Here is a 24925-nt window from a genome sequence, read left to right as displayed (position 1 = left end):
CGCCCGCTCAGTAGCGGTACTGCTCGTCGTACCCGTTGCCCTGGGTGCCCTGCTGCCGGCCGCCGTCCTGGTACGGGTACTGCTGCTCCGGCGGGAGCTCGCCGCCGTACGGGTCGTCGGCGCTGCGCTGCTGCGGCACCCACAGACCGCCGGCGGGGGTCTCGCCGCCGTAACCGCCCGTCGCGTAGGGGTCCTGGGCCGTGTAGCCCTGCTGGGCGTACTGCTGGTCCGTGTAGCCCGTGTCGTACGTGCCGCCGCCGTAGGTGGTGTTTCCGATGTACGGGTCGGAGTACGCGGCGTACTGCTGGCCGGTGTCGTAGCCCTGCTGCTGCCCGTAACCGGAGTAGTCGTAGGCGTAGTTGGGGTCGGCGGTCTCCGCGGCCGCGGCGTACTGGTCCTGGCCCGCGTACTGGTTCTGGTCCGCGTACTGGTTCTGGCCCGCGTAGCCCTGCTCACCGTAGACGCCGTAGGAGCCGGTGTCGTCGGGCAGGGGCTGCGGCTCGTAGACGGCGGTGGACTCCGCGGCCGTCTGACGGTCGGCGGCGGGCGTGAAGACGTCGTCGCGGTCGTAGTCGTCGTCGGCGCCGTAACCGGCCGTCACGGGGCCGGTGTCGGACGCGTCGGCGCGGTCGCCGGACGCCTCGAGGTCGGTGACCTCCAGGGTCGGTTCGTCGCGACGCCTCTTCACGGCGGACAGCATCGGCGCGTTGACCGCCCAGCCGGCCTGGAAGCCGCGGCGGAACGACAGCGTGACGTAGGTCTGCCCGACGGCGAAGGCCGCGGCACCCAGTCCGATCACCACCACGGACGGGATCAGCACGCCGAACACGACGCCGAGGAACCCGACGAAGGCGAGCAGCCGCCAGCGCAGGCGCGCCTTGTACTGCAGCAGCACCTCACCCAGCAACCACAGCGCGACGATGCCGAACGCGATGTAGAGGACCGTCCAGCCCATGTACGCCCCTCTCCCAGTGGTCGTTACGCAGTGTGTCGTATGCGCGTGCGACCGGTCTAGGCCTGCGGCGGGTGGTGCAGACCCAGGTTCTCGTAGATTTCCAGCGTCGCCGTGGAGTTGTTGAGCGTGATGAAGTGCAGACCGGGCACTCCTTCGGCCAGCAGCCGCGCACAGAACTCCGTGGCGAAGTCGATACCGATGGAGCGTACCGCCGCCGGATCGTCCTTCGCTGTGAGGATCCGCTCTTTCAGGGCGTCGGGGAACACCGCATTACTGAGCTTTGGCAACCGTTCCAGCATCTTCACGCTGGTCACAGGCATGACCTCGGGAATCACAGGCGTGTCGCAGCCCGCCGCGTCGACTCGGTCACGCAGCCGCAGGTACGACTCGGGCTGGAAGAACATCTGGGTGATCGCGTAGTCCGCGCCGGCCCGGCACTTGTCCACGAAGTGGGCGACGTCGGTGTCCCAGTCCGCGGACCGCGGGTGCATCTCGGGGAAGGCGGCGACGCCCACGCAGAAGTCGCCCGACTCCTTGATGAGACGCACCAGTTCGGCCGCGTAGGTGAGGCCCTGGGGGTGCGGGACCCACTCGCCCATCGGGTCGCCGGGCGGGTCGCCGCGCACGGCCAGCATGTTGCGGATCCCGGCGTCGGCGTACTGGCCGATGATGTTGCGCAGTTCGGCGACGGAGTGCTCCACCGCCGTGAGGTGCGCGACCGGGGTGAGCGTGGTGTCGGCGGCGATCTGCTCGGTCGCCTTCACCGTGCCGGCCCGGGTGGAGCCGCCTGCGCCGTAGGTGACGGAGACGAAGCTGGGCGCGACGGCCTCGATCCTGCGGAGCGCGTTCCAGAGGTTCCGCTCGCCCTTCTCCGTCTTGGGGGCCCAGAACTCGAAGGAGTACGTCGTCTTCCCGCCGGCGAGCATGTCGCGCACGGTGCGTGCGCGGTCCGTCCTGGTGGATGCGGTTCCGAGGGCCATAGGGGCAGCGTAGCCACGGGTGGACGGCTCCCCCACCAGAAGCGGGATATTTGTCTGATTTGCCGACTTGCTGTCCACAGTGTGGACAAACTTGAGACGCCGGGGCCGGGCGCCGGTGACGCCGGTCAGCCGGCGTCCGCGGCCTCGCGTACGCGCCTGGCCAGCTCGGCGGCCGCGGCGGCCGGGTCGTCCGCCTCGGTGAGGGCGCGGACCACGACCACCCTGCGGGCTCCGGCGTCCAGCACCTGGTCGAGGTTGGCGAGGTCGATGCCGCCGATCGCGAACCACGGGCGGTCGGTGCCGAGCCCGGCGGTGTACCGGACGAGGTCCAGGCCGGGCGCGGGGCGGCCGGGCTTGGTGGGGGTGGGCCAGCAGGGTCCGGTGCAGAAGTAGTCCACGCCGGGCTGGACGGCGGCCGCGGCGGCCTCGTCCTCGGCGTGCGTGGAACGGCCGATCAGTGGTCCGTCGCCGAGGATCGCGCGGGCGGCGGGCACGGGCAGGTCGCCCTGACCCAGATGGAGGACGTCGGCGCGGGCCGCGTGGGCGACGTCGGCGCGGTCGTTGACCGCGAGCAGTTTGCCGTGCCGGGCGCAGGCGTCGGCGAGGACCGCCAGGTGCTCCAGCTCCTCGGCGGCCTCCATGCCCTTGTCGCGCAGCTGCACGATGTCCACGCCGGCGGCGAGGACGGCATCCAGGAACTGGGGCAGGTCGCCTTGGCGCCTGCGGGCGTCGGTGCAGAGGTAGACGCGGGCGTCGGCGAGGCGGTCGCGCGGGCTGTCGGTCGCGGCGGTCATGGGTTTCCCCCGGGGTCGATCGCGTCGGCGGGGCCGGACGAACCCGCGCCGTCGGCGGCCCCGGCCCGCCCGTCACGGCCCGAGCCCGCCGCCCGGAACCCTATGCGGTGCCTGTCGGCACGCGAGCCCCGGGAGCGGCGGCTCGCCGCCTCCGGGCGGGTCGGGGCTGTCCCCTGCGGGTGCACGGGGGCTGGGCGCGCAGTTCCCCGCGCCCCTGAGGGTGTCACCTGGACGTCCCTCGGGCCGTGCGGGCTTCGGCGGCGCACGGCCCGTCGGCTGCGGGTGCATGGGGGCTGGGCGCGCAGTTCCCCGCGCCCCTGAGGGTGTCACCTGGACGTCCCTCGGGCCGTGCGGGCTTCGGCGGCGCACGGTCCGTCGGCTGCGGGTGCGCGGGGTTGAGCACGCAGTTCCCCGCGCCCCTCAGGGAGTGGGGGCGCCGCGTCCCTGAGGGGTTACGGGAACGTCGGTCAGACCGCGAGGGCCTGGGCCCTGCGCTTCACCTCCGTGCCGCGGTTCTCCGCGAGGGCCTGCGCGGGCGTGCCCGGCAGGCTGGGGTCGGGGGTGAAGAGCCACTCCAGCATCTCTTCGACCGTGAAGCCGTCGTCCCGCAGGAGCGTCAGGGTCCCGGTCAGGCCCTTGACGACCTTGTCCCCGTCGATGAAGGCGGCGGGGACGTGCAGCGCGCGGTTCTCACCCCGGCGCACGGCGATGAGCTGGCCCTCCTTGACCAGCTGCCGGACGCGCGTCACCTCGACGCCGAGCTTCTCGGCGATGTCGGGGAGGGTGAGCCAGGCGGGGACGAGAGCATCGATCTTTGCGTCAATCTCGGTCACGGGACAAGCCTGCCACCTGGCACCGACAGTCGGAAGCCAGCCCCGTCCCACCACGCGGGCGAGTCGGTCAGACCGTCGCCGACTTCAGCGGCCGCGCCGGGTCCGCCACCCGCTCCGGGTCCAGCGCGGCGCCCGACTCGATCAGCCGCCTCCCCTGCGCCAGGTCCCGGGGCCGCCCCACCGCGAGCAGCGCGACCAGCCGGCCTCCGCGCAGCCAGCACACGCTCCACGCCGGGCCGGCCGGGCCGCCGCGCCACACCGTGCGGTCGGCGTCCGCGTGGTGTCCGGCGTACTGCACGAACCGGCCGAACTGCTCGGACCAGAAGTACGGCACCGGGTCGTACGCCTCACGCTCCTCAGGCCCGCCGACGATGTTCGCGGCGACCGTGCGCGGCCCCTGGAGGGCGTTGTCCCAGTGGTGGACGAGGAGGCGCTCGCCGTAGCGGGCGGACGGGAAGGACGCGCAGTCGCCGACGGCGTACACGTCAGGCAGGGAGGTCGCCAGGTGCGCGTCGGCGACGACCTCGCCGTGCGTGCCGAGGGCGATCCCGGACCCGGCCAGCCAGGCGGTGGCGGGGCGGGCGCCGATGCCGACGACGACCGCGCCGGCGGGCAGCCGGGTGCCGTCGTCGAGGAGCACGGCGCCGGGCTCGACGCGCGCCACGCGCGCGTGGGTGCGCAGCGTGACGCCGGCCTCCGCGTACCAGCCGGTCATCGGCGCGGCCACCTCCGCGGGCAGCACGCCCGCCAGCGGCCGTTCCTCGGCCTCCACGACGGTGACCGCGCAGCCCGCCTCCCGGGCGGCCGTGGCGAACTCCGCGCCGATCCAGCCGGCGCCGACGACCACGATGTCGTGCCGGCCGGCGAGCACGGGCCGCAGCCGTTCGGCGTCGTCCAGGGTGCGCAGCAGGTGCACGCCGGGCACGCCCTCCGCGCCGGGCAGCCGCAGCGGTTCCGCGCCGGTGGCGATCACCAGCACGTCGTACGGGACGGGCCCGGCCTCCGTGTCCAGCTCGTGGTCGCCGGGGCGCAGGCCGGTCACCTCGCAGCCCAGCCGGAGCTCGATCCCGAGCTCTTCGAAGTCCACGTCGAAGGCGGAGCTCTCGGCGGTGCCCAGCAGCACCGCCTTGGACAACGGCGGCCGGTCGTACGGCTGGTGGGGCTCCGCGCCGATCAGCGTCACCTCGCCGGCGAAGCCGCGCTCCCTCAGCGCCGCCGCGGTCTGCACACCCGCCATGCCCGCGCCCGCCACCACGACCCGGCGTGGCGCGGCCCCTCCCGGTTCCTGCGTCTGCTCGCTCACCCGCTCACCATAGACACCCGTGCCCGCCGCGCCGGACCGCTGCCGCGCGGGGTCCCTTACGGGTGCGGCACGGCGCGGGCTAGGGTGGCTCGCGTACACGCACTCGCGGGAGCCCGGACGCACCGGGCTGAGAGGGAGGCTGGCGGCCTCCGACCGTACGAACCTGATCCGGGTCATGCCGGCGAAGGGAGGGGCTGGACGCCCATGTCGCCCACGCGTACCGCAGACGTCCTCGTCGTCGGGGGCGGGATCATCGGTCTGGTGACGGCCTGGCGGGCCGCGCAGGCCGGTCTCGCCACGACGGTCGTGGACCCCGAGCCGGGCGGTGGCGCCGCCCGGGTGGCGGCCGGGATGCTGGCCGCCGTCACCGAGCTGCACCACGGCGAGCAGACGCTGCTCGGCCTCAACCTGGCTTCGGCGCGCCGCTATCCCGACTTCGCGGCCGAGCTGTCCGACTGCACCGGCCAGGACCTCGGCTACCGCCGCTGCGGCACCCTGGCCGTGGCGCTGGACGCCGACGACCGCGCCCATCTGCGCGAGCTGCACGCCCTGCACGAGCGTTCAGGGCTGGACTCGCAGTGGCTGACCGGACGCGAATGCCGGCGCCTGGAGCCGATGCTCGCGCCGGGTGTGCGCGGCGGGCTGCGGGTGGACGGCGACCACCAGATCGATCCGCGCCGGCTGGCGTCCGCGCTGCTGACCGCCTGCGAGCGGGCCGGCGTCACGCTGCACCGCGCCCGGGCCGAGCGGCTCGTCGTCACCGGCGGCCGCGCCGCCGGCGTGGTCACGGCGGACGGCGGCGAGCTGGGCGCGGAGCAGGTGGTGCTGGCCGGCGGCAGCTGGAGCGGGCGGCTGGCGGGCGTCCCAGCGGACGTACTGCCGCCGGTGCGGCCGGTGAAGGGGCAGGTGCTGCGGCTGACGATGCCGGACCGCCCCGAGCCGTTCCTGAGCCGCACGGTGCGGGCGGTGGTGCGCGGCAGCCATGTCTACCTGGTGCCGCGCGAGAGCGGCGAGCTGGTGATCGGCGCGACCAGCGAGGAGATGGGCTGGGACACCACGGTCACCGCGGGCGGCGTCTACGAGCTGCTGCGCGACGCCCACGAACTGGTGCCCGGCCTCACCGAACTGCCGCTCACGGAGACACTCGCGGGACTGCGCCCCGGCTCCCCCGACAACGCGCCGCTGCTCGGCCCGACCGGCCTCGACGGGCTGCTGCTCGCCACCGGGCACCACCGCAACGGTGTGCTGCTGACGCCCGTCACGGGCGACGCCATGGCGCGGGTGCTGACCACCGGCGAGCTGCCCGACGAGGCCCTCCCGTTCACCCCCCGGCGCTTCGGCGCCCCCGTCCTCGCGGAGCAGTCCGTATGAACGCCCCGGTCACCACGGTCACCGTCACCGTCAACGGCGAGCCGCGGGAGTTCCCGTCCGGCACGGCCCTCGACCTCGTCGTGAGGTCGCTCACCGCGGCGCCCTCCGGGGTGGCCGCCGCCGTCAACGAAACCGTCGTCCCGCGCGCGCAGTGGCCCGCCACCCCCCTGTCCGAAGGGGACCGGGTGGAGGTCCTCACCGCCGTCCAAGGAGGCTGACCATGGCCGACGATCCCCTTGTTCTCGGTGGCCGGACCTTCACGTCCCGGCTGATCATGGGCACCGGCGGGGCGCCGAGCCTCGACGTGCTGGAGCGGGCGCTGGTGGCGTCCGGCACGGAGCTGACGACCGTCGCGATGCGGCGGGTGGACCCCTCGGTGCAGGGGTCGGTGCTGTCGGTGCTGCGGAAGCTGGGCGTGGAGGTGCTGCCGAACACGGCCGGCTGCTTCACCGCGGGGGAGGCCGTGCTCACCGCGCGGCTGGCCCGGGAGGCGCTGGGCACGGATCTGGTGAAGCTGGAGGTCGTGGCGGACGAGCGCACCCTGCTGCCGGACCCGGTGGAGCTGCTGGACGCGGCGGAGACGCTGGTCGACGACGGGTTCACGGTGCTGCCGTACACCAACGACGACCCGGTGCTGGCGCAGAAGCTCCAGGACGTGGGCTGCGCGGCCGTGATGCCGCTGGGCTCGCCGATCGGCTCGGGCCTCGGCATCCGCAACCCGCACAACTTCGAGCTGATCGTGGAGCGCGCGGGGGTGCCGGTGATCCTGGACGCGGGCGCCGGCACGGCGTCGGACGCCGCGCTGGCGATGGAGCTGGGCTGCGCGGGCGTGATGCTGGCGTCCGCCGTGACCCGTGCCCAGGAACCGGTGCTCATGGCGTCCGCGATGCGGAGCGCGGTGGAGGCGGGGCGGCTCGCGCGGCGGGCCGGGCGCATCCCCCGGCGCCACTTCGCCCAGGCGTCCTCGCCGGTCGAGGGCCGGGCCGAGCTGGACCCGGAACGGCCCGCGTTCCGATGACGGACGAACGGGTTCCGGGTGCGCTCCCGGCCCGCGCGCCGGTCGCCCTTCGGACGCGGTCGGGTAACACAGGTCACAGGTCCGCTCCAACGGCGGTTGAACGGGCCGGGGCTGTCGTCGCGGACTCGTAGACTCGCTGCGTGGACACGACCCTTCAGGACCCGCTGGTCGGGCAGGTGCTCGACGGCCGCTACCGCGTCGAGGCGCGGATCGCCGTCGGCGGGATGGCCACGGTCTACCGGGCCCTGGACACCCGTCTCGACCGCATCCTCGCGCTCAAGGTGATGCACCCCTCGCTGGCCTCCGACGCCGGCTTCGTGGAGCGCTTCATCCGCGAGGCCAAGTCCGTCGCCCGGCTGGCCCATCCCAACGTGGTCCAGGTGTTCGACCAGGGCGCCGACGGGGGGTACGTCTATCTGGCGATGGAGTACATCCCGGGCTGCACCCTGCGGGACGTGCTGCGGGAGCGAGGGGCGCTGCAGGCGCGGGCCGCGCTGGACATTCTGGAGCCGGTGCTGGCCGCGCTGGGCGCCGCCCACCGCGCGGGGTTCGTGCACCGCGACATGAAGCCGGAGAACGTGCTGATCGGGGACGACGGCCGGGTCAAGGTCGCCGACTTCGGACTGGTCCGCTCGGTGGACACGGTCACCAACAGCACGGGCACGGTGCTGGGCACCGTGGCGTACCTGGCCCCGGAGCAGATAGAGCACGGCACCGCCGACCCCCGCGTCGACGTGTACGCCTGCGGCATCCTGCTCTTCGAGATGCTGACCGGCGAGAAGCCGCACGACGGCGACTCCCCCGCGATCGTCCTCTACAAGCACCTGCACGACGACGTGCCGCCGCCCTCCGCGGTGGTGCCCGGTCTGGCGCCGGCGCTGGACTCGCTGGTCGCGGCGGCGACCGCGCGCGACGCCGAGGTCCGCCCGGCCGACGCGGTGGCGCTGTTCGCCCTGACCCGCGAGGTGCGCGGCCGGCTCACCGACGAGCAGCTCGACGCGATGCCCCCGCAGGCGCTGTCCGCGGAGCACGACAACGCCGACGACCGCACCAGCGTCATCCCGCGCTCCCTCACCGTGCCGCGGCCCCTCCCGGTGAACGAGGACGACGACGGCGCGGACCGGGCGCACCGCACCAGTCGCTTCCGGTCCCCTCCCCCGCTGCCGCCCCGGCGCCGCACGGCGCTGCACCGCGGCCCGGCGGCGATCGTCGTGGCCGTGCTGCTGGTGTTCGGCCTGGGCGCGGGCATCTGGTACATCAACTCCGGGCAGTTCACCAAGGTCCCGCCGGTGCTGTCGAAGACCGAGCAGGAGGCCCGTGACCGGCTCGCCGAGACCGGACTGGACGTCGGCGAGGTCAAGGAGGAGTACAGCGACACCGTCGAGCGGGGCAAGGTGATCAGCACCGACCCGGCGGCCGGCGCCCGCGTCCGCGGCAGCGCCTCGGTGTCCCTGACCGTGTCGAAGGGCCCGCAGACCGTGCGGGTGCCCGACCTGGACGGTTACCGGCTCGACGAGGCCCGGTCGCTGCTGGAGGACGAGGGCCTGGAGCCGGGCATGGTGACCCGCGAGTTCAGCGACTCCGTGCCCAGGGACGCGGTGATCTCCACCGAGCCGGGCAAGGGCACCAAGGTCCGTGCGGGCACCGCGGTGAAGCTGACGGTGAGCAAGGGCAGCCCCGTGGACGTGCCCGACGTGACCGGCGACGACCCGGAGGACGCGCGCGCGGAACTGGAGGAGGCCGGGCTGAAGGTGGAGATCGCCGACGGTCGGGTCCACTCCGAGCACGACGCGGGCAGGGTCGCCCGGCAGGCCCCGGGCGCCGGCGGTGAGGCCGCGGAGGGCGACACCGTCACCCTCACGCTGTCCAAGGGCCCGGAGATGGTCGAGGTGCCGGACGTCGTCGGCGACAGCGTGGACGAGGCACGGGACAAGCTGGAGGGTGCCGGGTTCGGGGTGAAGGAGGACCGCGGTCTGCTGGGCCTGTTCGGCGACACGGTCAAGGACCAGTCGGTGGACGGCGGCGAGACCGCGCCCAAGGGCTCGACGATCACCCTCAAGATCAGGTGACGGAGGGGGCCGTCCGGGTGACGCACGCGTCCGTGACACCCTTGACGGGTGAAGAGTCACCCGTCCGGCCCCGCCCGCAACCCGATCGGCAGCCACGTCCCCGTGGCCGGCGGTCTGCATTCCGTCGGTCTGTCCTACGCCCGTGACCTGGGCGCGGAGACCGTGCAGGTCTTCGTCGCCAATCCGCGCGGCTGGGCCACCCCCGCCGGCAACCCGCTCCAGGACGAGGCGTTCCGCGCGGCCTGCGCCGAGGCGTCGATCCCGGCGTACGTGCACGCCCCGTACCTGATCAACTTCGGGTCCCACACCCCGGCGACCGTCGAGCGGTCGGTGGAGTCCCTGCGGCACTCGTTGCGCCGTGGCCGGGAGATCGGCGCGCTGGGCGTGGTCGTGCACACCGGCAGCGCGACCGGCGGACGGCAGCGCGCGGTGGCGCTGAGGCAGGTACGGGAGCACCTGCTGCCGCTGCTGGACGAGCTGACCCGTGACGACGACCCGTACCTGCTGCTGGAGCCGACCGCGGGCCAGGGCGCCTCGCTGTGCTCCCTGGTGGAGGACCTGGGGCCGTACTTCGAGGAGCTGGACGCCCATCCGAGACTCGGCGTCTGCCTGGACACCTGCCATGTCTTCGCGGCCGGGCACGACCTTGCCGGACCCGGCGGCGCGCACCGCACCCTGGACGAGCTGGCCTCGACCGTCGGCGCGGGGCGGCTGAAGCTGATCCACGCCAACGACTCCAAGGACGTCGTCGGCGCGCACAAGGACCGCCACGCGAACATCGGCGCAGGACACATCGGTGAGGACCCGTTCCGGGCGCTGATGACGCACCCGGAGACCGCGGGTGTGCCGCTGGTGATCGAGACGCCCGGCGGCAAGGAGGGGCACGCGGCGGACGTGGAGCGGCTGAAGAAGCTCCGCGACGGCTGAGCGCCGGCGGGGCGGGTCAGAGCTCGGGGCCGTCCCCGGGCTCCTCCTGGTAGGAGTAGCGCTGCTCCTTCCAGGGGTCGCCGACGTTGTGGTAGCCGCGCTCCTCCCAGAAGCCCCGGCGGTCGGCGGTCATGTACTCCACACCCCGGACCCACTTGGGGCCCTTCCAGGCGTACAGGTGCGGCACGATCAGGCGCAGCGGGAAGCCGTGCTCGGCGGTGAGCAGCTCGCCGTCCTTGTGGGTGGCGAAGAGGGTGCGGTCGGACGTGAAGTCCTCGAGCCGCAGGTTGGAGCTGAAGCCGTACTCCGCCCACACCATCACATGGGTGACGTCCGGTGCGGGCGGGGCGATCTCCACGACCGTGCGCGCCGGGATCCCGCCCCACTCCGCGCCAACCATGCTGAACTTCGTCACGCAGTGCAGGTCGGCCTCGACCGTCGTGTACGGCAGCGCCGTGAACTCCTCGTGGGTCCAGCAGTGCTTGCCGCCGTCGGCGGTGGCGCCGAAGACCCGGAACTCCCAGCGCTCGGGGCGGAACTTGGGGACGGGGCCGTAGTGGGTGACCGGCCAGCCCTTCTGGAGCCGCTGTCCCGGCGGGAGCTGGAGATCCGCCGCTCCTCGTGTCGCGCGCTCCCCCGATTCGCGTTCCGCCGGCTGACCCATGTCTCCATCCTGACAGACCGGTGGCCATGCTCCTGAACCGGGCCCCGCACATACGGACATTCATGGCCTGAACGGGCTAAGTATGGGATTACTTACTAAGTCCAGACTTACTGGACGATCTTTCGCACCGGTGCAATCATGCGCCCCGACCCGCACATTCCCCCCACGCGGAAGGAGCCGTGCCATGCAGGGCGATCCCGAGGTCATCGAGTTCCTCAACGAGCAGCTGACCGCCGAGCTGACGGCGATCAACCAGTACTTCCTGCACTCCAAGCTCCAGGACCACAAGGGCTGGCACAAGCTCGCCAAGTACACCCGCGACGAGTCCTTCGACGAGATGCGTCACGCCGAGCTGCTCACCGACCGGATCCTGCTGCTGGACGGCCTGCCGAACTACCAGCGGCTGTTCCACGTCCGTGTCGGGCAGACCGTCACCGAGATGTTCCAGGCCGACCGCGAGATCGAGCTCGAGGCGATCGACCGGCTCCGCCGGGGCGTCGAGGTCATGCGCAACAAGAACGACATCACCTCGGCCAACATCTTCGAGGCCATCCTGGCCGACGAGGAGCACCACATCGACTACCTCGACACCCAGCTGGAGCTGATCGACAAACTGGGCGAGGCGCTCTACCTGTCGACGGTGATCGAGCAGACCCAGCCGGACCCCTCGGGCCCCGGGACGCACGGGTTCACGACGCCCTGACGGCGCCGGGGAGCCGCCTAGGCGGCTTCCGGGACCTCCGCCGCGACCTCTGCCACGAGCGGCTGCCCGCCCTGGTCGATGACCTGCCGCCGGGGGCAGGCGCCGCGGCCGAGCAGCGCCTGGATGCGCCGGACACAGCCGCCGCAGTCCGTGCCGGCCTTGCAGGCGGAGGCGATCTGCCGGGGCGTGCAGGCACCGGCTTCCGCGTGGCTCCTCACCTGTTCCTCGGTCACGCCGAAGCAGCTGCAGACGAACACGCGGGTCACCTCCCGACGAAGATCTGGGTCGTGCCGTACCGACCCTCTGTCGGTGAGGCTAACCTAACCTTACCTGCGCACTTCGAAGGCGAAAAAGGGGGGTGGGGCGTGATCCCGTGTGAGACACGCCCCACCCCCGACGGCTGCCGGCCGGACCGGCCGGTCACTGGTCCCGGTACATCTCCGCGACCAGGAACGCCAGGTCGAGCGACTGGCTGCGGTTCAGCCGCGGGTCGCACGCCGTCTCGTAGCGCTGGTGCAGATCGTCGACGAAGATCTCGTCGCCGCCGCCCACGCACTCGGTGACGTCGTCGCCCGTGAGCTCCACATGGATGCCGCCCGGGTGGGTGCCCAGCTCCTTGTGGACCTCGAAGAAGCCCTTCACCTCGTCGAGCACGTCGTCGAAGCGGCGGGTCTTGTGCCCGGACGCGGCCTCGAAGGTGTTGCCGTGCATCGGGTCCGTCACCCACGCCACGGTCGCGCCGGACGCGGTCACCTTCTCCACCAGCTCCGGGAGCTTGTCGCGGATCTTGTCCGCGCCCATCCGCACGATGAACGTCAGCCGGCCGGGCTCCCGCTCCGGGTCGAGGCGGTCGATGTACTGCAGCGCCTCCTCGGCCGTCGTGGTCGGGCCGAGCTTGATGCCGATCGGGTTGCGGATCCGCGAGGCGAACTCGATGTGCGCGTGGTCCAGCTGCCGGGTGCGCTCACCGATCCACACCATGTGCGCCGACACGTCGTACAGCTGACCGGTGCGGGAGTCCACGCGGGTGAGCGCCGACTCGTAGTCGAGCAGCAGCGCCTCGTGCGACGAGAAGAACTCGACGGTCTTGAACTCCTCCGGATCCGCGCCGCAGGCCCGCATGAAGTTCAGCGCCTGGTCGATCTCCCGCGCCAGCTGCTCGTAGCGCTGGCCGGACGGCGACGACTTCACGAAGTCCTGGTTCCAGGCGTGCACCTGGCGCAGGTCGGCGTAACCGCCGGTGGTGAAGGCGCGCACGAGGTTCAGCGTGGACGCCGACGCGTGGTACATCCGCTTCAGCCGCTCGGGGTCCGGGATCCGGGCCTCCTCGGTGAACTCGAAGCCGTTGACCGAGTCGCCCCGGTACGTCGGCAGCGTCACGCCGTCGCGGGTCTCGGTCGGCTTGGAGCGCGGCTTGGAGTACTGCCCGGCGATCCGTCCGACCTTCACCACGGGCACGGAGGCCGCGTAGGTGAGGACGGCGCCCATCTGGAGCAGCGTCTTCAGCTTGTTGCGGATGTGGTCGGCGGACACGGCGTCGAAGGCCTCGGCGCAGTCGCCGCCCTGGAGGAGGAACGCCTCTCCCTTGGCGACGGACGCCATCCGGGCGCGCAGCTGGTCGCACTCGCCCGCGAAGACGAGCGGCGGATACGACTCGAGGTCCGCGATCACTGCGCGCAGAGCCTCGGGGTCGGGGTACTCGGGCTGCTGCGCCGCGGGCAGGTCTCGCCAGGTGTTGCCAGCGCTCGCGCTGGTCTTAGCGTTCACGGTCACGCATCCCACATTACGGGGTCGGAACGGCCGTCCATCCCGACGCCCAGCAAATGAGACAGGGTCCGCACCGGTGCGCGATGCGCTATGGTCGGGGCCATGTTCGCGCACTCGACCCGCACCTGGTGGTGGACCGCTCATCCGGCGGCCCACTGACTGCGCGTACGCACCGACTTCGCGAAGGCCGCCCGAGGGGCGGCCTTCGGTGGTTTCCGGGGCCGTTCCTCACCGCTCACGACAGCGACGAAACGAGGAACGCCCCATGGACCTGGCACGGCTCCCGCACGACGACCGCCCCTTCGCCCTGCTGCGCCGCCGCACCCCCGGCCACGACCACGACACGGTGGAGCTGCTGATCGGCCCGGTCACCTCCCACGACCGTCTGGCGGACCTGCCCGACGAGGGTCTGGCCCTGGTGCCCTTCCGGCAGATCCGCGAGCGCGGCTTCGACGTACGCGACGACGGCACCCCGCTGCTGGTGCTGACCCCCGAGGAGCGTCACGAGATCCCGCTCGACGAGGTCCTGGCGGCGCTCCCGGCGCACGACGTGCGGGTCGAGGGCGGCGGCTTCGACGTCGGCGACGAGGAGTACGCGCGGATCGTCGGCCGGGTCCTCGACGAGGAGATCGGCCGCGGCGAGGGCGCCAACTTCGTGATCCGCAGAACGTACGAGGGTGAGATCCCCGGGTTCGGGCGGGCCGACGCGCTCGCGCTGTTCCGGCGGCTGCTGGAGGGCGAACGGGGCGCGTACTGGACGTTCGTCGTGCACACCGGGGAGGAGAAGGGGCCCGAAGGGCCTTCCCCGGAAGGGCGGGGGCGGAAGACGGGTGGGCGGACGCTGGTGGGCGCGAGCCCCGAGGTGCATGTGCGCGCGTCCGGCGGGACCGTCGTGATGAACCCGATCAGCGGGACCTACCGCTACCCCGCCGAGGGCCCCACCCCCGAGCACCTGCTCCGCTTCCTCGCCGACGGCAAGGAGATCGAGGAGCTGTCGATGGTCGTCGACGAGGAGCTCAAGATGATGTGCACGGTCGGCGACATGGGCGGCGTGGTGATCGGCCCCCGGCTGAAGGAGATGGCGCACCTCGCGCACACCGAGTACGAGCTGCGCGGCCGGTCCTCGCTGGACGTGCGCGAGGTGCTGCGGGAGACGATGTTCGCGGCGACCGTCACCGGCTCACCGGTGCAGAACGCCTGCCGGGTGATCGAACGGCACGAGGCCGGCGGGCGCGGCTACTACGCGGGCGCGCTGGCCCTGCTCGGACGGGACGAGGGCGGCGCCCAGACGCTGGACTCCCCCATCCTGATCCGCACCGCCGACATCGACGCGGCCGGACGGCTGCGGGTGCCGGTCGGCGCCACGCTGGTGCGCGGCTCGGACCCGGCCGGCGAGGTGGCGGAGACCCACGCCAAGGCCGCGGGTGTTCTGGCCGCGCTGGGTGTGCGCGCGGGGCGGCCGCGTGCGGAGGCCGTGCGGCCGAGGCTGGCGGACGACCCGCGGGTGCGGGCCGCGCTGGACGGGCGCCGGGCCTCGCTCGCGCCGTTCTGGCTGCGGATGCAGGAGCGGTCGGACGCGCTGACCGGGCACGCGCTGGTCGTGGACGCGGAGGACACCTTCACCGCGATGCTCGCCCATGTGCTGCGGGCGGCCGGACTCGACGTCACCGTGCGCCGCTACGACGAGCCCGGACTGCGGGAGGCGGCCCTCACCCACGAGGGCCCGCTGGTGCTGGGCCCCGGCCCCGGCGACCCCTCGGACACGGACGACCCGAAGATGCGGTTCCTGCGCGGGCTGACCGCCGAGGTGATCGCGGCCAGCCGGCACGGCGTGCTCGGCGTCTGCCTCGGCCACGAGCTGATCGCGGCCGAGCTGGGCCTGGACATCGTCCGCAAGGAGGTGCCGTACCAGGGGGCGCAGACGGAGATCGACCTGTTCGGGCGGCCGGAGACGGTCGGCTTCTACAACAGCTTCGTCGCGCACTGCGACGACGAGGCCGCGCGGGAGCTGGCCGCCCACGGCGTCGAGGTGAGCCGCGCGGCGAACGGCGAGGTGCACGCGGTGCGGGGCCCCGGGTTCGCGGGTGTCCAGTTCCACCCCGAGTCGGTGCTGAGCCTGGACGGGGCGTCCGTGGTGCGGGAGCTGGTGGGTCAGCTGCGCGGCACCAGCACGTTCTCGGAGCGGCGGCCGGCGGTGTAGTCGAGGACGTTGTCGACCGTCGTCGCGACGATCTGGGTGACGGCGTCCACGGTGTAGTACGCCTGGTGGGACGTGACCAGGACGTTGGGGAAGGTGACGAGGCGGGCCAGCGTGTCGTCGTCGACGGCCTCCAGGGACTTGTCGAGGAAGAACAGGCCCGCCTCCGCCTCGTACACGTCCAGGCCGACGCCGGTGAAGCGGCCGGCGCGCAGTTCGTCGACGAGGGCCGCGGTGTCGACCAGGCCGCCCCGGCTGGAGTTCACCAGGATCGCGTCGTCCCGCATGGACTTCAGCGCGGTCGCGTCGATCAGGTGCCGGGTGCTGGGCAGCAGCGGCACGTGCAGGCTGACCAGGTCGGACTCGGCGAGCAGGCGCTCCTTCGGGACGTACGTCATGCCCAGCTCGCGGCAGGCCGGGTTCTCGGCGACGTCCCAGCCGAGCAGCCGCATGCCGAAGCCGTGGGCGATGCGGGCGAACGCCTCGCCGATCTTCCCCGTGCCGAGCACACCGGCGGTGCGGCCGTGCAGGTCGCGGCCCATCAGCCCGTCGAGGCGGAAGTCGAAGTCGCGGGTGCGGGTGGAGGCGCGGACGATGCGGCGGTTGACCGCCATGGCGAGGGTCCAGGCGAACTCGGCGACCGAGTACGGGGAGTAGGAGGAGACGCGGGCGACGGTGATGCCGAGGCGTTCGGCGACGTCCAGATCGACGTTGTTGAAGCCGGTGGAGCGCTGGGCGACCATCCGGGTGCCGCCGGCGGCGAGGTTCGACAGGACGTCGGCGCCGAGGTCGCAGTTGACGCTGGTGGAGATGATCTCGTGGCCGGCGGCGATGGGGGCGGTGTCGGTGTTCAGGAAGACGTCGAGGGTGCGGACGGGGTGGTGGGGGGCGAAGGCGCGCTCGACGAGGGGCTTCTCGTCTGCCTGCACGCCGAAGGCGAGGATCTCCACGGGCCCCTCCGGGGGTTTGCGGCGGTCTGCTTCCCTGCGGGGAGCTTACGGGGCCGTCGGTGAGCTCGACGTGGGCCGAAGGGCCCTCGGTGTCGGCGCGAGGGCCGGGGGGGGTGCGCGGCCCGGCGTTCGCGGGGTGCCGCCGCGGGCAGTCGGGGGCGCGGGGAACCGCGCGACCAGCCCCGACGGGCTGCACCCGGCGGACGACCGTGCGAGGCACCCCATGAGCCGCGGGCAGGGCGCTGACGCCGAGGCTCCGCGGGGTGCCGCCTGCGCCCACCCGTGCCGCCCTGAGCGGCACGACTGCCCGCAGCCGCCGGCGCCCTGCGCGGCCGGCGCTACCCGAAGAAGACGCCCACCTCCTCGTAGAGGGACGGCGGAACCGTCTTCAGCCGGGCTGTCGCGTCCGCCATCGGGACGCGGACGATGTCCGTGCCCTGAAGGGCGACCATCGTGCCGAAGTCTCCGTCGCGGACGCAGTCGATCGCGTGGAGGCCGAAGCGGGTGGCGAGCCAGCGGTCGTACGCGCTGGGCGTGCCGCCGCGCTGGACGTGGCCCAGGACCGTGGTCCTGGCCTCCTTCCCCGTGCGTTTCTCGATCTGCTTGGCGAGCCATTCGCCGACCCCGGACAGCCGGACGTGTCCGAACGCGTCCAGGGACTGGTCCTTGAGCACCATGTCGCCGTCGCGCGGCACCGCGCCCTCCGCGACGACCACGATCGGCGCGTACGAGGCGCGGAACCGTGAGGTCACCCACGCGCACACCTGGTCGACGTCGAAGGGGTGCTCGGGAATGAGGATGACGTTGGCGCCGCCGGCCAGGCCCGAGTGGAGCGCGATCCAGCCGGAGTGGCGGCCCATCACCTCGACGACCAGGACCCGCATGTGGGACTCGGCGGTGGTGTGCAGCCGGTCGATGGCCTCGGTGGCGATGCCGACGGCGGTGTCGAAGCCGAAGGTGTAGTCGGTGGCGGACAGGTCGTTGTCGATGGTCTTCGGCACGCCCACGCAGGGGACGCCGTACTCGTCGGCGAGGCGGGTGGCGACGCCGAGGGTGTCCTCGCCCCCGATGACGACGAGGGCGTCCACGCCGAGCGCGGCGAGGTTGTCCTTGATCCTGCGGATGCCGTCCTGCTCGTTGAGCGGGTTGGTCCGTGAGGAGCCGAGGACGGTGCCGCCGCGGGGCAGGATGCCGCGCACGGCGGGGATGCCGAGGGGGACGGTGACGCCGTCGAGGGGCCCGCGCCAGCCGTCCCGGAACCCGGTGAACTCGTAGCCGTACTCCTGTACGCCCTTGCGGACGACGGCCCGGATGACGGCGTTGAGCCCGGGGCAGTCGCCGCCTCCGGTCAGTACTCCGACCCGCATGGAAGTGTCCCTTCGCCATGGTCGACGCAATGCCGTTCGTTCCCACCTGGCACGGTAAGGGTGACTGGGGTCACATCGACATGGCCGGGACGGTAAATACCGGGAAGCGTCCGGGTGTTGGGACGGGACCGAGCGGGACTACTCGTCGTCGAGGCCGCGCTCGATGGCGTACCGGACGAGTTCCACGCGGTTGTGGAGCTGGAGTTTTCCGAGGGTGTTCTGGACGTGGTTCTGCACGGTGCGGTGGGAGATGACGAGGCGTTCGGCGATCTGCTTGTAGCTCAGGCCCTTGGCGACCAGGCGCAGCACCTCGGTCTCGCGCTCGGTGAGCCGGGGCGCCTTCTGCTCCTCGCCGCCGGCGGCGGGAGCGGCCGGTTCGGAGGCGAGGCGGCGGTACTCGCCGAGGACCAGTCCGGCGAGGCCCGGGGTGAACACCGGGTCACCGTCGGCGGTGCGGCGCACGGCGTCGCGCAGTTCCTCGGTGGAGGCGGACTTCAGCAGATAACCGGTGGCGCCGGACTTCACGGCCTCCAGGACGTCGGCGTGCTCGCCGCTCGCGGAGAGCACCAGCACCCGGACGGCCGGGTCGGCGGCGACGACCTCCTTGCACACCTGCACGCCGGGCTTGCCGGGCAGGTTGAGGTCGAGGACGAGGACGTCGGGCGCGGCGGCCTTGGCGCGGCGCACCGCCTGGTCGCCGTCGCCGGCCGTGGCGACGACCTCGAACCCGGACTCGGAGAGGTCGCGGGCGACGGCGTCCCGCCACATCGGGTGGTCGTCGACCACCATCACCCTGATCGGTGTCGTCCCGGTCATCGCTGTTCCGCCTTCCCCCGCGGGTCGTTCGTCTGCTGACGGTGCTTCGGCACCCGGAGTTCGACCTCCGTGCCCTGTCCCGGCACGGAGATCACGTCGGCGCCGCCACCGAGGTCGCGCAGCCGGCCCCGGATGGACTGGGCCACACCGAGCCGCCCCTCCCCCTCGGCCTGGGCGAGCCGTCCTTCGGGGATGCCGGGGCCGTCGTCGCGGACGGTGACGATCACCTCGTCCGGCTCGTCCTCGACCAGGATCCAGGCGCGGGCGTGCTCCCCGGCGTGACGGCGGACGTTGTCCAGGGCGGCGGCGACGGCGGCGGCCACCTCGCGCGCGGCCTGCGGGGCCAGCGGCACGGGCGCGCCGGGTTCGGCGAGGCTGACCCGGGACCCGGCGTGCGGGGCGAGCAGGGACCGCAGATCCACCGGCCCGTCGTCGTCCGGCTCGTCCACCTCCACGCTGCGTACGACGGCGCCCTGGGCGGCGTCCTCGCTGGCGCGGGAGACGGGGACGAGGCCGCCGGAGACCAGGGTGCGCAGCGCCACCTCCTGCTCGCCGGCCAGGCGGCCCAGCTCGGCCGCCTCGCCGCCGATGACGGCGCCGCGCCGCTGCACCATCGCCAGCACCTGGAGCACGCCGTCGTGGATGTCGCGGGCGAGGCGCTCCCGTTCCCGGGTGGCGGCCTCGATCTCCAGGGCGCGGGCGAGGGTGCGTTCGGAGGCGCGGGCGACCTCGACGACGTAGCCGATGGCGATGGAGGCGACCCAGACGAGGACGACGTTGTGCACGGTGTCGCGGGCGGGGGAGCCGCGCTCGACCATGTTGGCGACGGCGACCAGGGTGGAGGCGAGGGCCGCCCAGCGCCAGCCGCCCTTGACGGCGAAGGCGAGCACGGACCCTGCGGTCCATATGGACGGCAGGGTGGGTCCGCCGTCGTGGACGCGCTGGGCGGCGTCGGCGAGCGGGGTGATCAGGATGCCGGTGAGCGCGACGGTGAGGTCGGCGGCGAGGAACGGCTTGGTGCAGGCGGCGGCGCTCGCGACCTTGGGGAGGGTGGCGAGGGTCCACGCGCCGAGCACGACGAAGTAGGCGACGGCGAGCCAGGGGCGGGTGAACCCGTCGTGGGCGGCGGCGAACAGCCCGATCGCGTAGATCATGGTCAGGACGCGGTAGCCGGCGAGCGCGCGCCACAGCGGCTGCTCGACCGACATGCGCATGACTCTGTCGCGCTGGGCCATGTTCCCCCCACTCCCCCAGGTGCGTGCCGGGCCCGGCTACCGCTCGGACGGTCCCCCGGACTGTCCCCGGTCCGCCTGCTCCATGGCCGCCTTGACCTTCTCCGCCTGCTCCTTGTCGGCCCGGGCGACGGCGGCCCTGGCGGCCTTCTCCGCTTCCTTCTCGGCCTTGGCCGCCTCGGCGAGCTGCCGCTTCATGGCGGTGGCGTACATGTCGACGTACTCCTGGCCGGACAGCTTCATGATCTCGTACATGACCTCGTCCGTCACCGCGCGGAGCACGAAGCGGTCGTGCTCCATGCCCTGGTAGCGGGTGAAGTCGAGGGGCTTGCCGATCCGGATGCCCGGACGCATCAGCTTGGGCATGACCTGGCCCGGTGGCTGGATCTTCTCCGTGTCGATCATGGCGACCGGAATGACCGGCGCCCCGGTGGCGAGCGCCACGCGCGCCAGGCCGCCCGGCTTGCCGCGGTAGAGGCGGCCGTCGGGCGAGCGGGTGCCCTCGGGGTAGATCCCGAACAGCTCGCCGCGCTCCAGCACCTCTATGCCGCTCCTGATCGCCGCCTCGCCGGCGCCGCGCGCCCCGGAGCGGTCCACGGGGAGCTGGCCGACGCCCTTGAAGAACGCCGCCGTCATCCTGCCCTTGACGCCCGGGGTGGTGAAGTACTCCGCCTTCGCGATGAAGGTGACCTTGCGGTCGAGCACCGCGGGGAGGAAGAAGGAGTCCGAGAACGACAGGTGGTTGCTGGCCAGAATGGCGGGGCCCTCGGCGGGGATGTTCTCCAGGCCCTCCACCCAGGGCCTGAAGGCGAGCTTCAGCGGCCCTCCGATGGCGACCTTCATCGTGCCGTACAACAACCGAGTGCCTCCTGTGCGTGTTGGTCAGACCATATCCCGGAGCGGCGCCGAAGGGCCCGACGGCCCTGGTCGGTGTCAGTGCCGTCGCGTACGGTGAAGGTCCTGCATTCCCCGTGCCGGCCCCCGCCGTCCGAGACGACGTGCCGGACCGTCCACGAGTCCCAGGAAAGTCCCAGGAACAGGAGGCCGAAGGTGCCGCTGCTGACGGGAGCCGAGCCGTTCCGCCACGAGGGCGGGGAGACCGCCGTCCTCCTCTGCCACGGCTTCACCGGTTCGCCGCAGTCCATGCGCCCGTGGGCGGAGCATTTCGCCGAGCGCGGACTGACCGTGTCGCTGCCGCTGCTGCCCGGGCACGGCACCCGATGGGAGGATCTGCGGGTGACCGGCTGGCAGGACTGGTACGCGGAGGTGGACCGCGAGCTGCGGCTGCTGCGGGACCGCTCCGCGCGGGTGTTCGTGGCCGGGCTGTCGATGGGCGGTGCGCTGGCGCTGCGGCTGGCTGCGCTCCACGGTGACGCGGTGAGCGGGGTGATGGTGGTCAACCCGGCGAACAAGGTGCACGGGGTGGCGGCGCACGCCCTTCCGGTGCTGCGTCATCTCGTCCCGGCGACCAAGGGCATCGCGAGCGACATCGCCAAGCCGGTGACCCGGGAGCTGGGGTACGACCGGGTGCCGCTGCACGCGGCGCACTCCCTGCGGAACTTCTTCCGGCTGGTCGACCGTGAGCTGCCGCAGGTCACGCAGCCGCTGCTGCTGATGCGCAGCCCGCAGGACCATGTGGTGCCGCCGGCGGACTCGGCGCGGATCCTGTCCCGGGTGTCGTCGGCGGACGTGACGGAGGTCCTGCTGGAACAGAGCTACCACGTGGCGACGTTGGACCACGACGCGGAGCTGATCTTCCGGGAGAGCACCGCGTTCATCGGCCGGCTCGCACCCGGCGCCGTCAGGGAGCCCGGTCTCGGCAAGGAAGGGACGACCGCAGGTGGCTGAGCACGACTCGGACCGTGAAGGCCGCGAGCCGGAGGAGAGGGGCGTCCCCTTCGACGAGGCCGCCGCGTGGGAGGCGATCGTCGCCGGGTACGGCGAGGAGCCGCCGGACCCGCCGGGCGCCAAGCCGTTCAAGTCGGTGGAGGACCTGGCGCTGCTGGAGCCCGAGACCAACGACGAGGACGGTACGGACGCCGTCGGGACCAAGGCGCCGCCGCGGAAGGCGGAGGAGGAGCCGCCGGCCAGGCCGCTGGGCGGCTCGGTGGCGTTCGCCCCGGGGGTCGGGCCGCGTGACTACAGCGTCGCGGAGCCGGCGGAGGAGGACCTCGACGAGAGCGACGAGGGGCACTTCGTGCCGCCGGAGCCGCCGCCGCTGCCGGAGGCGGACGTGACCTCCAGGTTCGCCTGGCTGGGGGTGCTGGGCGCCCCGGTGCTGCTCCTGCTGGCGATACTGCTGGGCTGGGAGATGACCTGGTGGCTGACCACCGCGTGCATCGGCGGCTTCCTGGGCGGCGCGGTCACGCTGGTGATGCGGATGCGCACGGACGACGAGGACGACGACGACCCGGGCCGCGGCGCGGTGGTCTGACCGCCGTCACACAGCCGCCGGGACCTTGAGGGCGGCCAGCACGGGCAGATGGTCGGTGGCCGCCCTCAGGTCCCCCTCGGTGACTCCGGGCTGGCCGTAGGGGACGCCGCAGCCCAGCACCTCGACGCCGTCGGTGACGAACAGGGCGTCGATGCGTTTGGGTGGTGCGCTGCGCACCCAGGTGTGCTCGCCGCCCCAGGGCGCGGCGGTGCGGCAGTCCGTCAGGGTGCCGGCCAGCCGCCGGAAGGTGCGCCCGGACGGCTCCTCGTTGAGGTCGCCGCCCGCGACGGCGTGGTCCACGCCCATCCCGGCCACCCGGTCCAGCAGCATGCCGCCCTGCTCGTGGCGCTCGCCCTTCTCCAGGGAGAGGTGGCAGCTGAGCACGCCGAGCCGGGCGCCGCCGAACCGTACGACGGCGGTGGCGAAGCCGCGCCGGTGCTGACCCGGGGTGAGCGGCAGCAGGACGTCCTCGGTCCGTTCGACGGTGGCGCGCAGGGAGCACAGCAGGGCGGGCCCGGCGGCGGTGGCGCCGCCGGAGAGGACGACCAGTCCGGAGTCGGAGGCGAGCCGGGCGAGTTTCTTGCGCCAGCGGAAGAAGCGCGGCGCCTCCTGGAGCAGCACCAGGTCGGGCGCGCAGGCGCCGATCACCCGGGCGAGGGCGGCGGTGTCGTCCTTCATCGAGCGGATGTTGTAGCTGAGCACCCGGACGACGGCCGAGCCGTCGGCGTCGGTGCGGGACCCTGGCAGCAGCTCGGTCGTCGCCATGCGGATCAAGATACGCCGCGGGCGCCTCCCGGGAACGGCGACGCCCGCCGTTCCCCTGCGCGGGGTCGGGCGGGCGCCGCCGAGTGCCGAGGGGGCCGTCACATGATCGGGTCGGGCTCCCGGGCCAGGTCGGCCGCGCCGACCAGGCCGGCCTTGTTGCCGAGCTGGGCGCCGAGGACCTCGGCGACGGGACGCCAGTTCCCGCCGACGAGCCAGCGCCGGTACGACTTGCGGATCGGGCCGAGGACCAGCTCGCCCTCGTCGGAGAGGCCGCCGCCGACGATGAAGGCGGACGGGTCGAACAGGGAGGCCAGGTCGGCGAGGCCCGCGCCGACCCAGCGGGCCAGCTCGCGGTAGGAGTCGACGGCCACCCGGTCGCCCTGGCGGGCGGCCATGGAGACGTGCTTGCCCTCGATGCCCTCCGGGGAGCCGTCGCCCAGGGAGAGCAGCGTCTGGGCCTGCTCGGGGGTGGCGTTGGCGCGCTGCTTGGCGTAGCGGACGAGGGCGCGGCCGGAGGCGTACTGCTCCCAGCAGCCCTGCGAGCCGCAGCCGCACAGCAGGCCGTCCGGCACCATGCGGATGTGGCCGAACTCGGCGGCGACGCCGAAGTGGCCGCGGCGCAGCTTGTTGCCGATGATCACACCGCCGCCGAGGCCGGTGCCCAGGGTGATGCAGATGACGTTGCGGTGGCCCTTGCCCGCGCCGAACTTGTACTCGCCCCAGGCCGCCGCGTTGGCGTCGTTCTCCACCACGACCGGGAGGCCCACGCGGGCCTCGACCTTCTCCTTGAGCGGCTCGTTGCGCCAGTGGATGTTGGGGGCGAAGTAGACCTCGGAGCGCTGGCGGTTGACGTATCCGGCCGCGCCGATGCCCACGCCGACGATGTCGTGTCCGGCGCGCGCTCCTTCCACCGCGGAGGCGATGGCGTCCACGATCTCCTCGGGCGTGCCCGGGGTCGGCACCTTGTGGGTCGAGAGGATGGTGCCTTCCTCGTCGACCACGCCGGCCGCGATCTTCGTGCCGCCGATGTCGACGCCGATGGTGAGTCCCATGAATCCCTCAGTTTCGGTCGAGCCCCGCTACGCCAACGGTACCCGAGGTGACGGGCGCGCCGTCCCTGTGTCCGCAGGCCGGGCGGCCCGCAGCGGCCGAGGGGGTCCGGGCGGCGCTCAGTCCAGGTCGATGCGCTCTCCGGGGCCGGTGCCGGGGTCGTCGCCGGGGTCGTCGCCGGGGTCGCGGCGCTCTTCGGGGTCGCGCGGCGGGGTGTCGCGCGCCGTCCAGCGGCGCTCCTGGTCCTGCACGGCGGAGCGGTAGGCGGCGAGGAGTTCGCTGCCGGCGGCGGCGAGGTGGTCGAAGACGTCCGGGTTGCGTTCGATGACGGGTTCGACGGCGGCCTTCGCCTGCTGCACGACCTGGCGGACGACCTGCTGGGCGGCGGGTCCTGCGACCCCGCCGAGCAGCGGCGGCCGGAGGTCGGAGAGTTTGTCGGCGACCGCGTCGACGAGCTTCTTGAACTCTTCGGCGGCGGAGCCGGGGGGCGGGCCGTGGCGGGCGCGGCGGCGGGCCCGCTCGGCCTCGAGATCCTCGGCGGCCGCGGTGGCCCAGGCGTCGTCGTGGACCTCGGAGGGGGCTTCGGCGGGCGCCTCGGCGCGGGCGTCCCGGGCGTCGTCGGCCCGCTTGCCGAAGGTCTCGTCCCCGGCCTCGTTCCCGGTGTCGTCGGGCGGGGGGAGCTGTTCGCTCATGACGGACTCCTTGACTGCGGGTGGCCCCCTCGACGGTA

The 24925-nt window shown here is 73.0% G+C and carries 26 protein-coding genes and 1 riboswitch; of the genes, 10 read left to right on the top strand and 16 right to left on the bottom strand.

Going from position 1 to position 24925, the window contains the following annotated elements; all coding sequences use genetic code 11:
* Positions 1-7: 7 nt before the first annotated feature.
* The 5 genes from ELQ39_RS23745 to ELQ39_RS23725 all read right to left on the bottom strand — a co-directional run bounded on the left by ELQ39_RS23745 (position 8) and on the right by ELQ39_RS23725 (position 4865).
* Positions 8-955 carry an SCO2102 family sporulation regulator gene (locus ELQ39_RS23745; RefSeq protein ID WP_242593845.1) on the bottom strand — a complete coding sequence of 316 codons (948 nt, stop codon included), beginning with the start codon at positions 953-955 and terminating at the stop codon, positions 8-10.
* 56 nt (positions 956-1011) lie between these two features.
* A complete protein-coding gene (metF, locus tag ELQ39_RS23740) occupies positions 1012-1935 on the bottom strand; it encodes a methylenetetrahydrofolate reductase [NAD(P)H] (RefSeq protein ID WP_190000174.1) in 924 nt (307 codons plus the stop codon).
* 125 nt (positions 1936-2060) lie between these two features.
* Positions 2061-2729, bottom strand: a complete 669-nt coding sequence (thiE, locus tag ELQ39_RS23735; protein ID WP_190000176.1) for a thiamine phosphate synthase — start codon at positions 2727-2729, stop codon at positions 2061-2063.
* 467 nt (positions 2730-3196) lie between these two features.
* The gene (locus tag ELQ39_RS23730; RefSeq protein WP_006131264.1) at positions 3197-3562 is read right to left on the bottom strand and encodes an Rv2175c family DNA-binding protein; all 366 of its coding nucleotides are present in this window, start codon (positions 3560-3562) and stop codon (positions 3197-3199) included.
* A 67-nt stretch (positions 3563-3629) separates the two neighbouring features.
* The gene (locus ELQ39_RS23725) at positions 3630-4865 is read right to left on the bottom strand and encodes an NAD(P)/FAD-dependent oxidoreductase (RefSeq protein WP_242593843.1); all 1236 of its coding nucleotides are present in this window, start codon (positions 4863-4865) and stop codon (positions 3630-3632) included.
* Between the two features lie 95 nt (positions 4866-4960).
* A riboswitch (TPP riboswitch) is annotated at positions 4961-5072 on the top strand.
* On the opposite strand from ELQ39_RS23725, the gene thiO reads away from it, so the two are divergent.
* From thiO to ELQ39_RS23700, 5 genes are all read left to right on the top strand, one after another.
* Positions 5070-6236: a glycine oxidase ThiO gene (gene thiO / locus ELQ39_RS23720; RefSeq protein ID WP_225628968.1), complete on the top strand. Its 1167-nt coding sequence runs from the start codon at positions 5070-5072 to the stop codon at positions 6234-6236. It overlaps the preceding riboswitch by 3 nt.
* Positions 6233-6454 (top strand): sulfur carrier protein ThiS, encoded by a 222-nt coding sequence (thiS, locus tag ELQ39_RS23715; protein WP_190000181.1) that lies wholly within the window; start codon positions 6233-6235, stop codon positions 6452-6454. Before thiO ends, thiS begins: the two co-directional genes overlap by 4 nt.
* Before the next feature lie 2 nt (positions 6455-6456).
* Entirely contained in the window at positions 6457-7254 is a 798-nt protein-coding gene (locus ELQ39_RS23710) for a thiazole synthase (protein ID WP_225641295.1), read from the top strand.
* Positions 7255-7394: 140 nt separating this feature from the next.
* Positions 7395-9323: a Stk1 family PASTA domain-containing Ser/Thr kinase gene (gene pknB / locus ELQ39_RS23705; protein ID WP_242593840.1), complete on the top strand. Its 1929-nt coding sequence runs from the start codon at positions 7395-7397 to the stop codon at positions 9321-9323.
* A gap of 48 nt (positions 9324-9371) precedes the next feature.
* On the top strand, positions 9372-10250 hold the full coding sequence (locus ELQ39_RS23700) for a deoxyribonuclease IV (RefSeq protein ID WP_242593838.1): 879 nt from the start codon (positions 9372-9374) through the stop codon (positions 10248-10250).
* A gap of 16 nt (positions 10251-10266) precedes the next feature.
* Here ELQ39_RS23700 and ELQ39_RS23695 read toward each other — a convergent pair whose 3' ends face one another.
* Positions 10267-10914, bottom strand: coding sequence for a sulfite oxidase-like oxidoreductase (locus tag ELQ39_RS23695; protein WP_242593836.1), 648 nt, complete (start codon positions 10912-10914; stop codon positions 10267-10269).
* A 184-nt stretch (positions 10915-11098) separates the two neighbouring features.
* Here ELQ39_RS23695 and bfr point away from each other — a divergent pair, with 184 nt between their 5' ends.
* The gene (gene bfr, locus ELQ39_RS23690) at positions 11099-11617 is read left to right on the top strand and encodes a bacterioferritin (protein ID WP_190000191.1); all 519 of its coding nucleotides are present in this window, start codon (positions 11099-11101) and stop codon (positions 11615-11617) included.
* Positions 11618-11634: 17 nt separating this feature from the next.
* Here bfr and ELQ39_RS23685 read toward each other — a convergent pair whose 3' ends face one another.
* Together ELQ39_RS23685 and ELQ39_RS23680 are read right to left on the bottom strand one after the other, a co-directional pair.
* A complete protein-coding gene (locus tag ELQ39_RS23685; RefSeq protein WP_225641289.1) occupies positions 11635-11874 on the bottom strand; it encodes a (2Fe-2S)-binding protein in 240 nt (79 codons plus the stop codon).
* A 163-nt stretch (positions 11875-12037) separates the two neighbouring features.
* Positions 12038-13390, bottom strand: a complete 1353-nt coding sequence (locus ELQ39_RS23680; RefSeq protein ID WP_190000196.1) for a class II 3-deoxy-7-phosphoheptulonate synthase — start codon at positions 13388-13390, stop codon at positions 12038-12040.
* 84 nt (positions 13391-13474) lie between these two features.
* On the opposite strand from ELQ39_RS23680, the gene ELQ39_RS32735 reads away from it, so the two are divergent.
* Both ELQ39_RS32735 and ELQ39_RS23675 read left to right on the top strand, forming a co-directional pair.
* On the top strand, positions 13475-13543 hold the full coding sequence (locus ELQ39_RS32735; RefSeq protein WP_078895054.1) for a trp operon leader peptide: 69 nt from the start codon (positions 13475-13477) through the stop codon (positions 13541-13543).
* A 106-nt stretch (positions 13544-13649) separates the two neighbouring features.
* Complete coding sequence (locus ELQ39_RS23675; protein WP_242593834.1) at positions 13650-15584, top strand: chorismate-binding protein; 1935 nt, start codon at positions 13650-13652, stop codon at positions 15582-15584.
* On the opposite strand, the gene ELQ39_RS23670 is transcribed toward ELQ39_RS23675, so the two are convergent.
* The 5 genes from ELQ39_RS23670 to ELQ39_RS23650 form a co-directional block, all read right to left on the bottom strand.
* Positions 15536-16531: a 2-hydroxyacid dehydrogenase gene (locus tag ELQ39_RS23670; protein WP_225628963.1), complete on the bottom strand. Its 996-nt coding sequence runs from the start codon at positions 16529-16531 to the stop codon at positions 15536-15538. The genes ELQ39_RS23675 and ELQ39_RS23670 overlap by 49 nt on opposite strands.
* 338 nt (positions 16532-16869) lie before the next feature.
* On the bottom strand, positions 16870-17898 hold the full coding sequence (locus ELQ39_RS23665) for a 6-phosphofructokinase (RefSeq protein ID WP_242593832.1): 1029 nt from the start codon (positions 17896-17898) through the stop codon (positions 16870-16872).
* Between the two features lie 138 nt (positions 17899-18036).
* On the bottom strand, positions 18037-18714 hold the full coding sequence (locus tag ELQ39_RS23660; RefSeq protein ID WP_190000204.1) for a response regulator: 678 nt from the start codon (positions 18712-18714) through the stop codon (positions 18037-18039).
* Positions 18711-19949, bottom strand: coding sequence for a MacS family sensor histidine kinase (gene macS, locus ELQ39_RS23655; protein ID WP_242593830.1), 1239 nt, complete (start codon positions 19947-19949; stop codon positions 18711-18713). The genes ELQ39_RS23660 and macS overlap by 4 nt, the downstream gene beginning before the upstream one ends.
* A 36-nt stretch (positions 19950-19985) precedes the next feature.
* Positions 19986-20789 carry a 1-acyl-sn-glycerol-3-phosphate acyltransferase gene (locus ELQ39_RS23650; protein WP_190000928.1) on the bottom strand — a complete coding sequence of 268 codons (804 nt, stop codon included), beginning with the start codon at positions 20787-20789 and terminating at the stop codon, positions 19986-19988.
* A 207-nt stretch (positions 20790-20996) separates the two neighbouring features.
* Here ELQ39_RS23650 and ELQ39_RS23645 point away from each other — a divergent pair, with 207 nt between their 5' ends.
* Positions 20997-21794 carry an alpha/beta hydrolase gene (locus tag ELQ39_RS23645; RefSeq protein ID WP_190000208.1) on the top strand — a complete coding sequence of 266 codons (798 nt, stop codon included), beginning with the start codon at positions 20997-20999 and terminating at the stop codon, positions 21792-21794.
* Positions 21787-22380 carry a hypothetical protein gene (locus tag ELQ39_RS23640; RefSeq protein WP_190000210.1) on the top strand — a complete coding sequence of 198 codons (594 nt, stop codon included), beginning with the start codon at positions 21787-21789 and terminating at the stop codon, positions 22378-22380. Before ELQ39_RS23645 ends, ELQ39_RS23640 begins: the two co-directional genes overlap by 8 nt.
* A 6-nt stretch (positions 22381-22386) precedes the next feature.
* Here ELQ39_RS23640 and ELQ39_RS23635 read toward each other — a convergent pair whose 3' ends face one another.
* The 3 genes from ELQ39_RS23635 to ELQ39_RS23625 form a co-directional block, all read right to left on the bottom strand.
* Entirely contained in the window at positions 22387-23145 is a 759-nt protein-coding gene (locus tag ELQ39_RS23635) for an endonuclease/exonuclease/phosphatase family protein (RefSeq protein ID WP_242593828.1), read from the bottom strand.
* Between the two features lie 98 nt (positions 23146-23243).
* Positions 23244-24197, bottom strand: coding sequence for an ROK family glucokinase (locus ELQ39_RS23630; RefSeq protein ID WP_190000214.1), 954 nt, complete (start codon positions 24195-24197; stop codon positions 23244-23246).
* Positions 24198-24314: 117 nt separating this feature from the next.
* Positions 24315-24887, bottom strand: a complete 573-nt coding sequence (locus ELQ39_RS23625) for a DUF5304 domain-containing protein (RefSeq protein WP_225641277.1) — start codon at positions 24885-24887, stop codon at positions 24315-24317.
* Between the last annotated feature and the right edge of the window lie 38 nt (positions 24888-24925).

The sequence above is a fragment of the Streptomyces sp. GB4-14 genome (genome assembly GCF_022696125.1).
GTDB classification, from domain to species: domain Bacteria; phylum Actinomycetota; class Actinomycetes; order Streptomycetales; family Streptomycetaceae; genus Streptomyces; species Streptomyces werraensis.
Note: the sequence above shows the minus strand (reverse complement) of the source record. Positions and strands in the feature narration are given on the sequence as shown.